Genomic DNA, 13265 nt, shown 5'->3' on the forward strand with positions numbered 1-13265 from the left:
CGTGGATCAGGGCCTTACATTTTTCTCGGTAGCGCGCCCGCCGTCATTCGGTCGCGCACCCGCCGTCCGCGGTCAGCAGCTCCGGGTCGACCGCGTCGAGGTGGGCCGACAGGGCGTTGAGCCGCTCCTGCAGCTCCTGCAGTTCCTGCAGCGGCAGCCCGGTCGCGGCGGCGATCCGGCGCGGCACGCCGAGGGCCTGCTCGCGCAGCGCGAGGCCGGTGCCGGTCGGGCGGGCGGTGACGGAGCGCTCGTCCTCCGCGCTGCGCCGGCGCTCCACGTAGCCGGCCGCCTCCAGCCGCTTCAGCAGCGGCGACAGCGTGCCGGAGTCCAGCCGCAGGCGCTCGCCGATGCCCTTCACGGGCAGCTCGCCGTGCTCCCAGAGCACCAGCATCACCAGGTACTGGGGGTAGGTGAGCCCGAGGTCCTTGAGGGCACCGCGGTAGATCCCGTTGAACGCGCGGGTCGCCGCGTGCAGCGAGAAGCAGATCTGGTGGTCGAGACGGAGGAAGTCCTCGTTCCGCTCCTCGTCCCGCACGGTGGCCGGCGTCATCTCCATGACCCCAGACTACGTCACATGCACGCGATTAAGTTGTGCACAACTGAATCGTGCGCTACAAATGAAGAGCCACACCGCACCGCCACGAGACTCCGACCGAGGGATCCGACACATGAACGCGCTGTACACCGCCGTCGCCACCGCCAACGGCCGCGAGGGCCGCGCCGTCAGCTCCGACGGCCACATCGACCTCCCGCTGGCCCACCCCCAGGCCCTCGGCGGCAACGGTCAGGGCACCAACCCCGAGCAGCTCTTCGCCGCCGGCTACGCGGCCTGCTTCGCCAGCGCCATGGGTGTCATCGCCCGCCAGGAGAAGATCGACATCTCCGAGGTCTCGGTGACCGCCGAGGTCAGCATCGGCAAGGACGCCGCGGACAACGGCTTCGGTCTGGCCGTCGTGATGCGCGCCGAGTTCCCCGACCACCTCCAGGGCGAGGCGGGTCAGACCCTGCTGAAGAAGACCCACGCCTTCTGCCCGTACTCCAAGGCCACCCGCGGCAACATCCAGGTCGACCTCGTCGTCGAGTAACCGGCCGACACCGAACGCCCCTTGTGCGCTTTCCGCGCACCGGGGGCGTTCGTGCGTGGTGACTCATGTTCGGTCACGGGGGATTCGCCTGCCGTACGGCGGGCAGTCATGGGACGGCCGCCGGGCGGTGGTTCGCGGACGCTCTCCTTGGGGCGCTCAGCGCGTCCGCACCCGCGCGGCACCCAAGTCCATCCCCTCACCACGGAGGACCACGACCCATGGCCGACCTCAATCGCCGCCGGTTCCTGCAACTGGCGGGCGGCACCGCCGCACTGACCATGCTGTCGGACAGCATCGCCCGCGCCGCCGCGATACCCGCGCAGGGATCGACCGGCACCATCCAGGACATCGAGCACATCGTGGTGCTCATGCAGGAGAACCGTTCCTTCGACCACTATTTCGGTGCGATGAAGGGCGTCCGGGGCTTCGGCGACCCGCGTCCGGTGACGCTGCCGAGCGGCAAGTCCGTCTGGAACCAGGCGGACGGGAACAAGGTGACGCTGCCGTTCCGCCCGTCCAGCGACCAGCTCGGCATGGAGTTCCTGCAGGGCCTCAACCACGACTGGGCCGGCGGCCAGCAGGCGTTCAACAAGGGCCGCTACGACCAGTGGGTGCCCGCCAAGACCAAGGCCACGATGGCGTACCTCACCCGTGAGGACATCCCGTTCCACTACGCGCTCGCCGACGCGTTCACCATCTGCGACGCGTACCACTGCTCGTTCATCGGCTCGACCGACCCGAACCGCTACTACATGTGGACGGGGCACACCGGCAACGACGGCACCGGCGGCGGCCCGGTGCTCAACAACGCCGAGGCGGGCTACGGCTGGAAGACCTATCCCGAGCGCCTGGAGGCGGCCGGCGTCTCCTGGAAGATCTACCAGGACATCGGCGACGGCCTGGACGCCGCCGGCCACTGGGGCTGGATCAACGACGCCTACCGCGGCAACTACGGCGACAACTCGCTGCTGTACTTCAACACCTACCGCAACGCCCAGCCCGGCAACCCGCTCTACGACAAGGCCCGCACCGGCACCGACAACAGGAACGGCGAGGGCTACTTCGACGGCCTGCGGGCCGACGTGCAGGCCGGCCGGCTGCCGCAGATCTCCTGGATCGCCGCGCCCGAGGCCTTCAGCGAGCACTCCAACTGGCCGTCCAACTACGGCGCCTGGTACATCGCGCAGGTCCTCGACGCGCTGACGTCCAACCCGGACGTGTGGGCACGCACGGCCCTGTTCATCACGTACGACGAGAACGACGGCTTCTTCGACCACGTCGTCCCGCCGTACGTCCCCGCCTCCGCCGCGCAGGGACTGTCCACGACGCCCACCGCGCTCGACCACTTCCCCGGCAAGGTCGGGTACGTGGCCGGGCCGTACGGTCTCGGGCCACGCGTCCCGATGTTGGTCGTCTCCCCGTGGTCGACCGGCGGCTACACCTGCTCGGAGACCTTCGACCACACGTCGATCATCCGCTTCATGGAGGCCCGCTTCGGCGTCGGCGAGCCGCAGATCTCGCCCTGGCGGCGCGCCGTCTGCGGCGATCTGACCTCGGCCTTCGACTTCTCCCGTACGCAGACGGAGCCGGCCGCGCTGCCCCCGGTGGACGGCTACTACCCGCCGGACCGCAACCGGCACCCCGACTTCCCGGCCACCGCCCCGGCCGTCGGCACGATGCCCCGCCAGGAGCCGGGCGCCAAGCCCACCCGGCCCCTGAAGTACGCCCCGTACGTGGACGGCGCCGCCGACGCCGCGGCCGGCACCTTCCGGCTCACGTTCAGCGGCGGCCCCGCGGCCGGCGCGCAGTTCTACGTGACCTCGGCCAACCGCACCGACGCGCCCTGGACGTACACGGCGGAGGCGAACAAGTCCCTCTCGGACACCTGGAACACCAAGTACTCCAAGGGGCTCACCGACCTCACCGTCCACGGCCCCAACGGCTTCCTGCGCCGCTTCCGCTCCCCCGGCAAGACGGCCGTCCCCGAGGTCCGGGCCCGCCACAACGCGACCACGGGCAACCTGGACCTCACCTTCACCAACGGGACCAACGCGTCGGTCACCGTCACGATCGCCCACGCCTACGCGGGCGGGCCGCAGACGCTGACCGTCCCGACGGGCGCCACGGTCACCCACACCGTGGACCTGACGGCCTCGTCCCGCTGGTACGACGTGACGGTCACCGCGTCCACCGGCGGGGACTACCTGCGCCGTCTGGCCGGCCACGTCGAGACGGGCGCGGCCGGCCTGACGGACCCCGGCATCCTCACCTACTGACGGTGCCCACGGCGGCGCTCGCGTGCTGCTCCCCGGCGGTGAGGAACCACTCCCCCGCCATGCCGGCCGCGAGCGTCGTCCCGTCGTCCGGGTCGATCAGCAGGAACGAACCGGTGCGGCGCGAGTCCGCGTACGCGTCGACCGGCAGCGGCTCGGCGGTGCGGACCGCGACCCTTCCGATGTCGTTGGCGACCAGCTCACCGGGGACCGGCCGCAGCGACAGGTCGTCGAGCGCGAGCCGGGACGGGATGTTTCGCACGACCGCCTTGACCGTGCGGGTGCCGTGCTTGAGCAGCACCCGCCGGCCGACGGTCAGCGGCCGGTCGGCGACATGGCAGACCGTGGCCTCGATGTCCTGCGTGGTCGGGGGCGCGTCGCCGCTCGGCACGATCAGGTCGCCGCGCGAGACGTCGAGGTCGTCCTCCAGGAGCACCGTCACCGACTGGGTGCTCCGGGCGACCTCGACCGGCCGGCCGAGCAGGTCGATCCCGGCGATCCGGGAGGTGCGGCCGGACGGCAGCACGGTGACCGGCTCGCCGACCCGGAAGGAGCCGGCGGCGATCTGGCCCGCGTAGCCGCGGTAGTCGGGGTGCTCGGGGGTCTGCGGCCGGATCACGTACTGCACGGGCAGCCGGGCGTGCCGGTCGCCCGCCTCGTGCCCGGCCGGGACCCGCTCCAGGTGCTCCAGGACGGTCGGGCCGCCGTACCAGCCCATGGTGGCGGAGGGCTCCACGACGTTGTCGCCGGCGAGCGCCGAGACCGGGATCGCCGTGACCTCGGCGATGCCGAGTTCGGTGGCGTACGCGGTGAACTCCTCGGCGATCGCCGCGAAGACGTGCTCCGCGTAGCCGACGAGGTCCATCTTGTTCACGGCGAGGACGACGTGCGGCACCCGCAGCAGCGCGGCGATCGCGGCGTGCCGGCGGGTCTGCTCGACGACGCCGTTGCGGGCGTCGACCAGGATCACCGTCAGCTCGGCGGTGGAGGCGCCGGTGACCATGTTCCGGGTGTACTCGACGTGGCCGGGCGTGTCGGCGAGCACGAACCGGCGCCGGGGCGTGGCGAAGTAGCGGTACGCGACGTCGATGGTGATGCCCTGCTCGCGCTCGGCCCGCAGACCGTCGGTGAGCAGCGCGAGGTCCGGGCCGTGCTGCCCCCGCGCGGCCGAGGCGCGTTCGACGGCCTCCAGCTGGTCGGCGAGGACGGACTTGGAGTCGTGCAGCAGGCGGCCCACGAGGGTGGACTTGCCGTCGTCGACGGACCCTGCGGTGGCGAACCGGAGCAGGGTGGCCGGCTCTTGGGCGGCCGTCGCCGGCTGCTGGGTGGACAGGCTCATCAGAAGTACCCCTCGCGCTTGCGGTCTTCCATCGCGGCCTCGGAGAGCTTGTCGTCGGCGCGGGTCGCGCCCCGCTCGGTGAGGCGGGAGGCGGCGATCTCGGCGATCACGGCATCGAGCGTGGTGGCGTCGGAGTCGACGGCGCCGGTGCAGGACATGTCGCCGACGGTGCGGTAGCGGATCTGCCGTGTCTCGGTCGTCTCGGTGTCCCTGGGGCCGCCCCACGCGCCCGCGGTCAGCCACATGCCGCCCCGCCGGAACACCTCGCGCTCGTGGGCGAAGTAGATCTCCGGCAGCTCGACGGCCTCGCGGGCGATGTACTGCCAGACGTCCAGCTCGGTCCAGTTGGACAGCGGGAACACGCGGACGTGCTCGCCGGGGGCGTGCCGGCCGTTGTACAGGTTCCAGAGCTCCGGCCGCTGCCGGCGCGGGTCCCACTGCGAGAACTCGTCCCGCAGCGAGAACACCCGCTCCTTGGCCCGCGCCTTCTCCTCGTCGCGGCGGCCGCCGCCGAAGACGGCGTCGAACCGCTCGCTCTGGATCATCTCCGTCAGCGGCACCGTCTGCAGCGGGTTGCGGGTGCCGTCCGGGCGCTCCCTGAGGGCCCCGCGGTCGATGTACTCCTGCACGGAGGCGACGTGCAGCCGCAGCCCGTGCTCGGCGACGACGCGGTCGCGGTACTCGAGGACCTCGGGGAAGTTGTGCCCGGTGTCGACGTGCAGCAGCGCGAACGGGACCGCCGCCGGGGCGAAGGCCTTCAGCGCCAGGTGCAGCATGACGATGGAGTCCTTGCCGCCGGAGAACAGGATCACCGGCCGCTCGAACTCGCCCGCCACCTCCCGGAAGATGTGGACGGCCTCGGACTCCAGCGCGTCCAGGTGCGAGAGCGCGTACGGGGACTCCGTACCGCCCGCCACCGCGGGGACGGTGGTCGTCATGCCAGTTTCCTTTCCTTCAGCAGGGCGTATACGGACGCCGCGGACTCCCGGACGGTCTGCTGCTGCGAGTCGATGCGCAGGTCCGGTGCGGTGGGCTCCTCGTACGGGTCGTCCACGCCGGTCAGTCCGCCGATCTCGCCCGCGGCCTGCTTGGCGTACAGCCCCTTCACGTCGCGCGCCGCGCACACCTCGACCGGTGTGGCGACGTGCACCTCCAGGTACGGGGTGCCCTCGGCGGCGTGACGTTTCCGAACCGCCGCGCGGCTGTCCTCGTACGGGGCGATGACCGGGACGAGGACCGTCACGCCGTGCGAGGCCAGCAGCTCCGCGACGAAGCCGATCCGCTGCACATTGGTGTGCCGGTCCTCGCGGCTGAAGCCGAGGCCCGCGGAGAGGAACGCGCGGATCTCGTCGCCGTCGAGCACCTCGACCCGGCGGCCCTCACCGCGCAGCCGTCCGGCCAGCTCGCACGCGATGGTCGTCTTGCCGGCGCTCGGCAGACCCGTGAGCCAGATGGTGGCACCGGTCACCGTCAGGCCGCCGGAAGCGCCGTGGCCAGGGAGTTCGCCGCCTGCAGGCCGAGGTTCAGACCCGCCGCGGCGGGGTCGTCCGACCAGGGCTGGACCCGCGCGGCGGCGGTGAAGCGGCGCAGCGCCGCCTGGGGCGTGCTGCGCGGGGCCAGCCGGCCGGCCCGCCACGCCTCGCGGAAGGCGATGCCGGCGCCCTTGCTGTTGCGGTGCGCGACCCGGAGCGCGGGCACGAAGTACACCTGGCGGTCCGACTCGGCGAGCCGTTCCACGAGCCCGTTGTCGCTGGCGGTGACCACGTCCGGGAAGCCGCCCGCGGTCAGGAACAGCTCGGTCCACACGGCCGAGTTGCCGCCCGCGAAGAAGGTCACCGGGCTGAACGGCGCGTGCTGCGCGTAGCGCACCTCGTACCGGTACTGGCGGGCCCGCGCGACGACGCTGCTGTCGAACGGCAGGACCCGGCCGGTGATCGCCGCCCGCTCCGGGGTCAGCGCGTCGCCGAGGACGTGGAACCAGTCCGGCAGGGGCCGGGCGTCGTCGTCCAGGAAGGCCAGCACGTCGCCGGTCGCCTCCTTCGCCGCCAGGTTGCGGCTGGCGGCGGCGCCGCGCCGGACGGCGTTGCGCAGCACCCGGACGGGGAAGGGGTGCTCGGCGTCGTCAGCGCGGAGCGGGGTGTCGGACGCGTCGTCGACGAGCAGGACCTCGTGGACGATGCCGGTGTCGCAGGCCGCGATCGCGGTCAGCAGATGGCGGACGTCGCCGGGCCGGTTGCGGGTGGCGACGACCGCGGTGACGCGCTTCTGCGGGTGGTCTGCAGTGCTCACTGCCGTACTCCTTGCACGTGCTCGGGGGCGGCGAACGGGTCAAGCACCTCGTCGACCTCGTCGAGGAGCTCGCCCAGGGTGGCCTCGGGCGCTGCCGCGCCGGCCGTGGGCTCGGTGGTGATGACGATGCGGGCGGCGGCCTCGGCGGCGAGCCGCACGGCGGTCGCGGCGTCGGCGGCGTGCGCGACCACGTAGCCGCAGCGGTCCTCCGACCAGCGCAGTTCGTGCACGGTGTCCCCGGCCTCGACCTGGACGTCGACGTCGGCGACGCCCGGCGCCGACTCGGCGTCCGCGACGCCGGTCACGGAGGTGACGACGCCGGGCGCGGCGACGAGGAAGCGGATGGCGGCGGCGCCGTCGGCCGGGACGGCCCGCAGCGGCGCGGCGTCCTCGGCCAGCCGGTAGGTGGCCTCCTCCAGGTCGACGCCGTGGACGAGCCGTACGAGGTCGTTGATGCGGTCGCCGCCGCGGCGGCTGTGCGACTCGACGACGCGCGGTCCGTCGGCGGTGAGGATCAGCTCGGTGTGGGCGGGGCCGTCCTGGAGGCCGACCGCGTCGAGGAGGTCCAGGACGATGCCGTGCACGGCGGTGAGTTCGTCCTCCGCGAGCGGGGCGGGGACGACGTGGCCGAGCTCGACCACTCCCCCGCCGGTCTCCTTGCCGGTGACCGCGACGACCGTGTGCGCGCCGCCCGTCGAGAAGGTCTCGACGCTCAGCTCCTGTCCGACGAGGAGCTGTTCGACCATGAAGTCGGTCAGGCCGAACTCCTCGCGCCAGGCCCAGGCCGCGTCGGTCCCGTCCGGCGAGTGGATCATGCGCACGCCGAGGCTGCCGGATCCCATGGTCGGCTTGAGCACGGCGGCGCCGTGCGTCTTCACGAAGTCGCGCAGCTCGTCGAGCGTGGGGCGGGTCAGGGTGGCGACCGGCCCGATGCCCCGCTCGTTGAGCAGCGCCCGTAGGGCGGGCTTGTCGTGCAGCAGGCGGGTGGTGCGCGTGGTGTTGCCGGGCAGGCCCAGGGTCTCGGTGAGATGGCCGGCGACGACCTGGGCCGCCTCGGTCTGGGTGAAGACCCGGGCGATCGGCCGCTGTTCGTGCAGGGCGCGGACGACGGCCGTGACGGTGGAGACGTCCTGGTAGTCGACGAGCAGCACCTGGGCGCAGTGCGCGACGACCGACGGGTCGAAGGCGGACGGCTTCTGGACGTGCACGAGCTCGTAGCCCAGGGCGGCGGCCTTGCGGACGATGCCGGCCTTGCCGCCGAGGACGAGGACTCGGGGTGTGGACATGGGGGTGGTCACCTCGGCGTGGTTGTCGTGAGGGCGGGAGCGGCCGCCTGCTGCAGCGCCTCCCAGACGGCGGCGGTCTCCGGCGGCAGGGTGTCGTCGGCGTGGGCGGCCGGGTTGCGCGGGGCGAGTCCGGCCAGGTACGGGCGGAGGTTCATGCCGGTGAACTCCTCCAGCCGGGCGGTCTCCTCGCCCCGGCACAGCGCCTGGTACTCGATGACCAGCCGCCGCTCCGCCGGGACCCGCGGCGCGAAGTCCAGCCAGTGCGCGTTCCACGCGGTCCACTTGGCGAGCGCCGCGGCCTCGCTGACCGGCACCCACGGCCGGTCGCCGGTCCACCGCAGCATGGACCGCGCGGCCTCCAGGGGGTGGCGGACGAGCATCACGTACCGCGCGTCGGGCAGTACGTCGCCGAGCCAGGGCAGGTGCAGCAGGTACTCGTTGTACTTGTCGCCCCAGCAGGGCAGGTCCTGGTTGCTCTCGGTGAGGATGCGCCGGGCGAGGGCCGCGGGGTCGTCCCCGGCGGTGCCCTCGGCGACCTCACGGGCTGCGGTGCGCAGGCTCTGCTCGACGCGGGTGCGCCAGGCGTCGACGCCGGCACCGTCCGGCGGGCGGCGGTCGAGGGCGTGCAGGATCTCGTCCGTGCGCAGATGGCGGTCGGTCAGATCCTGCCGGGACAGCCAGCGGTGCAGCAGGTAGGGCACCTTGCCGTTGACGGTGAAGTGGCCGCCGGCGTCGTGGAAGGCCAGGTTCAGGGCGTACGCGAAGGCCGTGGTGCCACAGCGCTGGGCGCCGAGCAGGATCAGCGGGGACGTGGTCATGCGAGGCCCTCCACCATCTCGCGCAGCAGCTCCATGCACTGCGAGCTGGCCTCGAAGCCGCCGGCGGTGAACTCCTCGCCCCACGGCTCGTCGCGCTGCTGCTGGGTGAGCGGCGGGCGGCCGACCCGCCAGTGGGTCTCCAGGGAGAGCCAGCCGTCGTAGCCGTCCTCGGCGAGCCGGGCGAGGATCGCGGGCCACGGCAGGTCGCCGTCGCCGAGGCGGACGTAGGCGGTGCGGCCGTCGGGGTCCTTCACGTGGACGTGCCGGATGCGTTCCCGGCCGAGCGCGTAGTCCTGTGGGAACGGCGCGGGGTCCCAGCCGCTGAAGACGCTGTTGCCCGGGTCCCACAGGATGCCGAGCCGGTCGTCGCCGAGCTCGTCGAGGAACGCCAGGGTGTGGCGCATGGTGGGGCTGTTGGTGCGCATGCCCGTCTCCACGACGAGCGGGACGCGGTCGTGGGGGACGCCGTCCAGGACCTCCCGCGCGGCCTTCGCGGCAGCGCGCGGGTCCGGGTCGCCCTCGCGGTAGAAGGTGAAGATGCGGACGAACGGGGCGCCGAGCAGTTCGGCCCGCCGGACGGCGTCGACGACGAGGTCCCGGACGGCCGTGATCTCGGCGTCGGTGCGCGGCAGGGCGCACTTCAGGGCGGGCGGGTCGAAGCCGGCGACCACGAGGCCGTGACCGGCGATCGTGTCGCGTACGGCGGTGAGCTGCGCGTCGCTCATCAGGTGCGGCGGGACGCCGCCGGAGGAGCGGATCTCCAGGCCGCCGAAGCCCAGCCGGGCGCTCTGCGCCGCGGCCGCCTCGATGTCCTGGGACAGCTCGTCGTTGATGATGGCGAGTCTCATGGGTGGGTCTTCTCCTCACGGAGGGGAGGGGAGTCGGGAGCAGGGACTGCGTCGCGTCACGCGATGGCGCGCGAGGCGCCCGCGGCGTACCAGTCGAGGAGCAGCGCGGTGTCCTCGGCGAGCGAGGGCGCCTTCGACTCGACGGTGACCGCGCGCAGCGCGCCGGCGGCGGCGAGCACCTCGCGGGTGGGGCCGGCGCAGGAGGCGAGGGGACGGTGCCGGGAGCCGGCCGGGTCCGCCCAGTCGAAGCCCTTGACCTGGCCGTACGTGGTCCAGGTGGCGAGCCGGGCGGCGGCCGCCGCGGGGTCGTCGGTGATGCGGGCCAGGCCCATGGTGTCGAGCAGGATGCCGGTGCCGGCGCGCTCGCACAGGTCGACGAGTTCGCCGACCGGCGCGTAGCCGTGGTGGGTCTCGACGAGGACGAGACGGCTGTCGCCGGTCCGCGCGGTCAGGGCCGCGACCTGGGCGAGCGTCAGCTCGTAGCGCCCGGGTGCGGTGCAGCCCTCGGCGGCGAACACCTTGACGGGCAGGCCCGGTTCCAGCCACGGCAGCGCGGCGCAGCCGTCCGCCGGGTGGGCGGGATCGCCGAGGACGGTGCTCACGCCGACGAAGCCGACCTCCACACCGCCTGCCCGCAGTCCGGCCAGGCCGCCCGTCTCCTCCCAGGCGTGGCCCTTCCCGGCGCGTACGTCGACGGTGCCGCCGCCGAGCTGCCGGGTGAGGGCCGCGAGCGCGGCGGCGTCCAGGCCGGGGGCCGAGCCGGAGGAGAGCCCGACTCCGGTGGCGCTCGTGGGGGTGACCCCGGTGGTGCTCATGAGGCCACCGCCAGCTCCCGCGCGACGAACGTCAGGATCTCCGTCACCGGGCGGGCGCCGTCCAGGTGGCAGCGCAGCGGCGGCCGTCCCGTCGTCACGGCCTCGGCCATCTCCTGGTAGACCATGCGCCGCAGTTCCGGTGTGGTCACGGTGGGCAGGGTCTGCTCGGTGTCGCCGATCTGCGTGGTGACCATGCCGTCGGCGATGCAGAGCCCCCCGTCGGGACCGAGGATCTGCAGCCGCTCGCTGCGGACGGCCGACTCGGCGGTGACGGTGAACGCGAGGGTGGCACCGGCCCGGAACTCGATGTGCCCGGTGACCCGGGAGTCGATGCCGGGTGCGAGCTCCCGGCTGGGCGCGAGCCGCACCTTCTCGGGGTGGCCGAGCAACTGGCAGGCGAGGTCGAGGTAGTGGACGCCGAGGTGGGCGGCGATGCCCCCGAACGCCTCGGCGGGGTCGCTGCGCCAGCCGGCCCTGCGGTAGTGGGCCGGCGGCCGGAACCGCGACACCTCCAGGACCGCCGTGACGGCGGGCACGGCCCAGTTCGCGGCCAGGGCGGCCGCGGGCAACCGCATCCGGTGCTGCAGCATCACCCCGACCGGCCTCCCGGCGCGCCGGGAGGCGGCGCTCAGCAGGTCGATCTCGGTGACGGACCGGGCGGGCGGCTTCTCCAGGAGGACGGCCTTGCCGGCCTCCAGGGCCTGGACCGCGAGTTCGGCCCGGTGGCCGGGCGGCAGGCACAGGGACACCAGGCCGATGCGGGGATCGGCGAGGAGTTCCCGCCAGGAGCCGGCCCGGGGCAGTCCGGCGACGTCGACCGCCGGGTCCAGTTCGAGGACGGCCACGGTCCGGGCCGCGGGGTGCCCGTCGAGGGCGGCCGCGTGCTGCCGGCCCGCCGCCCCGAAGCCGACGAGGCCCACTCCGACGCTCATCGGGAGCCTCCCGGGACGGCTCCCGGCACGGCGGGGGCGCGGTCCGCGGTCCAGCCGAGTCGCTCGACGACCGCGAGCGGCACGGGTACGCCGTCGTCGCGGGCCGCCGCCTCGGCAAGCTCCTCCTGCTGTTCGGGCAGGTGGACGCGGGGGGCGCCCTCGGGGTAGCCGGCCGCGACGGCGTTCGAGAGCACGGTGAGCAGTTCGTCGACGGGCGGGTCGCCGAAGGCCGACGGGGACAGGGCGAGGAACAGCTGGGAGCAGTCCATGGCCCGGTCGGGCTCGGCGCGCTGCTTGTGCACCAGCGGGCTGACGGTGTGGCCGGCGAGGATGCCGGCGAGGACCTCGGTGATCACGGCGACGCCGAGTCCCTTGTGGCCGCCGAACACGGGGACGGCGCCGCCGCGGTCCAGCTCCTCCGGGTCGGTGGTGGGCCGCCCCTGGCGGTCCACCAGCCAGGTCGCGGGCACCGGTTCGCCGCGGTGGGCGGCGTGCCGGATCTTGCCGCTGGCGACGGTGCCGGTGGCGAAGTCCACGACGAGCGGCCGCTGTTCGCCGCGCGGCACCACCATGCAGACGGCGTCGTTGCCGAGGGTGGGGCGTCCGGCGCCGGGGGCGGCGACGCTCGGCCCGGAGACGTTGAGCACCAGGCCGACGACGCCGTGCCGGACGAAGTGGTCGCGGTAGGCGGCGAGCATCCCGATGTGGTTGTTGCCGCGGACGGCCACGGCGGCCAGTCCGGTCTCGGCCGCCCGCCGGGCGCAGTGCGCGGCGGCGAGTTCGGCGGCGACCTGTCCGAAGCCGCCGCGGGCGTCGAGGACGGCGACGGGGCCGTCCTCGGAGTTCCATGCGGGCTCGGCGGCGGCGTCGATGCCGCCCTGCGCGAGCCGGTCGAGGTACATGGGGAGCAGTCCGACGCCGTGCGAGAAGTGACCGCGCGCGTCGGCGTCGACGAGCACCCGCGCGACGAGCGCGGCGCGCTCGGCGTCGACACCGGCCGCGACCAGGGAGCCGACGGCCGCGTCGGTGAGGGCCCCCACGGAGAACCGGGCCTCGGGCTCCGGCGCGACGGGGGGCTTCGGGGGCCGGTTGAGGTGGACGACCCGGTCGGCGGCCGCCGCGGCCTCCGGGTCGGTGGTCACGAGGAGCACGCCGCTGCCGCCGCGGGCGGCGGCCTGCGCGGGCGCCGTGTCGGGCGTGCCGGCGGCGGACCGGGTCGCGTCCACGACCACGACCGGCCGCGGGTCGCCGCCGGGCAGCGGCTGCCCGGCCCGTACGACGCTCACGCCCGCCGGCCGTGTGGGGGCGACCCGCCGTGGGCGGCCGCCGCCGCCCACGGTCATGGCCCCGTACTGGGCCCGCCGCCGTCCGTCCAGGACCTGCACCAGGGCGTCGGCCGCCTCCCTGTCGTCGGCGTGCACCGCGACGATCTCGCCGGCGGCGACGCCGACGGTCAGCCCGGCGATCAGGATGCGCTCGGCCCCTTCGGGGCCCTCGGCCACGATCAGGTCCGCCACGCGGAGTGCGGGCGGCCTGCCCGCTGCTTCGGTCATCACTGGCCTCTCTTGGTGCCGTGGTAC

General features: G+C 73.8%; 13 protein-coding genes. 2 read left to right on the forward strand and 11 right to left on the reverse strand.

Annotated features, from left to right (window positions below):
* Positions 1–43: 43 nt before the first annotated feature.
* Positions 44–556, reverse strand: a complete 513-nt coding sequence (locus tag ABZO31_RS09895) for a MarR family winged helix-turn-helix transcriptional regulator (protein ID WP_406860748.1) — start codon at positions 554–556, stop codon at positions 44–46.
* 112 nt (positions 557–668) lie between these two features.
* Here ABZO31_RS09895 and ABZO31_RS09900 point away from each other — a divergent pair, with 112 nt between their 5' ends.
* Together ABZO31_RS09900 and ABZO31_RS09905 are read left to right on the forward strand one after the other, a co-directional pair.
* A complete protein-coding gene (locus ABZO31_RS09900) occupies positions 669–1085 on the forward strand; it encodes an organic hydroperoxide resistance protein (RefSeq protein ID WP_406860749.1) in 417 nt (138 codons plus the stop codon).
* 218 nt (positions 1086–1303) lie between these two features.
* On the forward strand, positions 1304–3361 hold the full coding sequence (locus ABZO31_RS09905; RefSeq protein WP_406860750.1) for a phosphocholine-specific phospholipase C: 2058 nt from the start codon (positions 1304–1306) through the stop codon (positions 3359–3361).
* Here ABZO31_RS09905 and ABZO31_RS09910 read toward each other — a convergent pair.
* The 10 genes from ABZO31_RS09910 to ABZO31_RS09955 are packed head-to-tail and all read right to left on the reverse strand — an operon-like array spanning position 3351 to position 13238.
* Entirely contained in the window at positions 3351–4697 is a 1347-nt protein-coding gene (locus tag ABZO31_RS09910) for a sulfate adenylyltransferase subunit 1 (protein WP_406860751.1), read from the reverse strand. The two genes, ABZO31_RS09905 and ABZO31_RS09910, sit on opposite strands and share 11 nt — an antisense overlap.
* Positions 4697–5635, reverse strand: coding sequence for a sulfate adenylyltransferase subunit CysD (gene cysD / locus ABZO31_RS09915; protein WP_406860752.1), 939 nt, complete (start codon positions 5633–5635; stop codon positions 4697–4699). The genes ABZO31_RS09910 and cysD overlap by 1 nt, the downstream gene beginning before the upstream one ends.
* The gene (cysC, locus tag ABZO31_RS09920) at positions 5632–6165 is read right to left on the reverse strand and encodes an adenylyl-sulfate kinase (RefSeq protein ID WP_406860753.1); all 534 of its coding nucleotides are present in this window, start codon (positions 6163–6165) and stop codon (positions 5632–5634) included. The genes cysD and cysC overlap by 4 nt, the downstream gene beginning before the upstream one ends.
* Positions 6166–6167: 2 nt before the next feature.
* Entirely contained in the window at positions 6168–6986 is an 819-nt protein-coding gene (locus tag ABZO31_RS09925; RefSeq protein ID WP_406860754.1) for a glycosyltransferase family 2 protein, read from the reverse strand.
* Positions 6983–8272, reverse strand: a complete 1290-nt coding sequence (locus tag ABZO31_RS09930; RefSeq protein ID WP_406860755.1) for an ATP-grasp domain-containing protein — start codon at positions 8270–8272, stop codon at positions 6983–6985. Before ABZO31_RS09930 ends, ABZO31_RS09925 begins: the two co-directional genes overlap by 4 nt.
* An 8-nt stretch (positions 8273–8280) precedes the next feature.
* Positions 8281–9090 (reverse strand): sulfotransferase, encoded by an 810-nt coding sequence (locus tag ABZO31_RS09935; protein WP_406860756.1) that lies wholly within the window; start codon positions 9088–9090, stop codon positions 8281–8283.
* A complete protein-coding gene (locus ABZO31_RS09940) occupies positions 9087–9938 on the reverse strand; it encodes a sugar phosphate isomerase/epimerase family protein (protein ID WP_406860757.1) in 852 nt (283 codons plus the stop codon). The genes ABZO31_RS09935 and ABZO31_RS09940 overlap by 4 nt, the downstream gene beginning before the upstream one ends.
* 56 nt (positions 9939–9994) lie before the next feature.
* Complete coding sequence (locus ABZO31_RS09945) at positions 9995–10753, reverse strand: hypothetical protein (protein WP_406860758.1); 759 nt, start codon at positions 10751–10753, stop codon at positions 9995–9997.
* On the reverse strand, positions 10750–11685 hold the full coding sequence (locus ABZO31_RS09950) for a Gfo/Idh/MocA family protein (RefSeq protein WP_406860759.1): 936 nt from the start codon (positions 11683–11685) through the stop codon (positions 10750–10752). The genes ABZO31_RS09945 and ABZO31_RS09950 overlap by 4 nt, the downstream gene beginning before the upstream one ends.
* A complete protein-coding gene (locus ABZO31_RS09955; protein WP_406860760.1) occupies positions 11682–13238 on the reverse strand; it encodes an Ldh family oxidoreductase in 1557 nt (518 codons plus the stop codon). Before ABZO31_RS09955 ends, ABZO31_RS09950 begins: the two co-directional genes overlap by 4 nt.
* Between the last annotated feature and the right edge of the window lie 27 nt (positions 13239–13265).

The organism is Streptomyces solicamelliae (assembly GCF_045348655.1).
Classification (GTDB): domain Bacteria; phylum Actinomycetota; class Actinomycetes; order Streptomycetales; family Streptomycetaceae; genus Streptomyces; species Streptomyces solicamelliae.

Bases quoted from the DNA above. Each gene is read 5' to 3' on its own strand.
- ABZO31_RS09940 (WP_406860757.1), bottom strand. From the start codon at position 9,938: ATGAGACTCGCCATCATCAACGACGAGCTGTCCCAGGACATCGAGGCG.
- ABZO31_RS09945 (WP_406860758.1), bottom strand. From the start codon at position 10,753: ATGAGCACCACCGGGGTCACCCCCACGAGCGCCACCGGAGTCGGGCTC.
- ABZO31_RS09955 (WP_406860760.1), bottom strand. From the start codon at position 13,238: ATGACCGAAGCAGCGGGCAGGCCGCCCGCACTCCGCGTGGCGGACCTG.
- ABZO31_RS09950 (WP_406860759.1), bottom strand. From the start codon at position 11,685: ATGAGCGTCGGAGTGGGCCTCGTCGGCTTCGGGGCGGCGGGCCGGCAG.
- ABZO31_RS09900 (WP_406860749.1), top strand. From the start codon at position 669: ATGAACGCGCTGTACACCGCCGTCGCCACCGCCAACGGCCGCGAGGGC.
- cysD (WP_406860752.1), bottom strand. From the start codon at position 5,635: ATGACGACCACCGTCCCCGCGGTGGCGGGCGGTACGGAGTCCCCGTAC.
- ABZO31_RS09895 (WP_406860748.1), bottom strand. From the start codon at position 556: ATGGAGATGACGCCGGCCACCGTGCGGGACGAGGAGCGGAACGAGGAC.
- ABZO31_RS09910 (WP_406860751.1), bottom strand. From the start codon at position 4,697: ATGAGCCTGTCCACCCAGCAGCCGGCGACGGCCGCCCAAGAGCCGGCC.
- ABZO31_RS09905 (WP_406860750.1), top strand. From the start codon at position 1,304: ATGGCCGACCTCAATCGCCGCCGGTTCCTGCAACTGGCGGGCGGCACC.
- ABZO31_RS09930 (WP_406860755.1), bottom strand. From the start codon at position 8,272: ATGTCCACACCCCGAGTCCTCGTCCTCGGCGGCAAGGCCGGCATCGTC.
- ABZO31_RS09935 (WP_406860756.1), bottom strand. From the start codon at position 9,090: ATGACCACGTCCCCGCTGATCCTGCTCGGCGCCCAGCGCTGTGGCACC.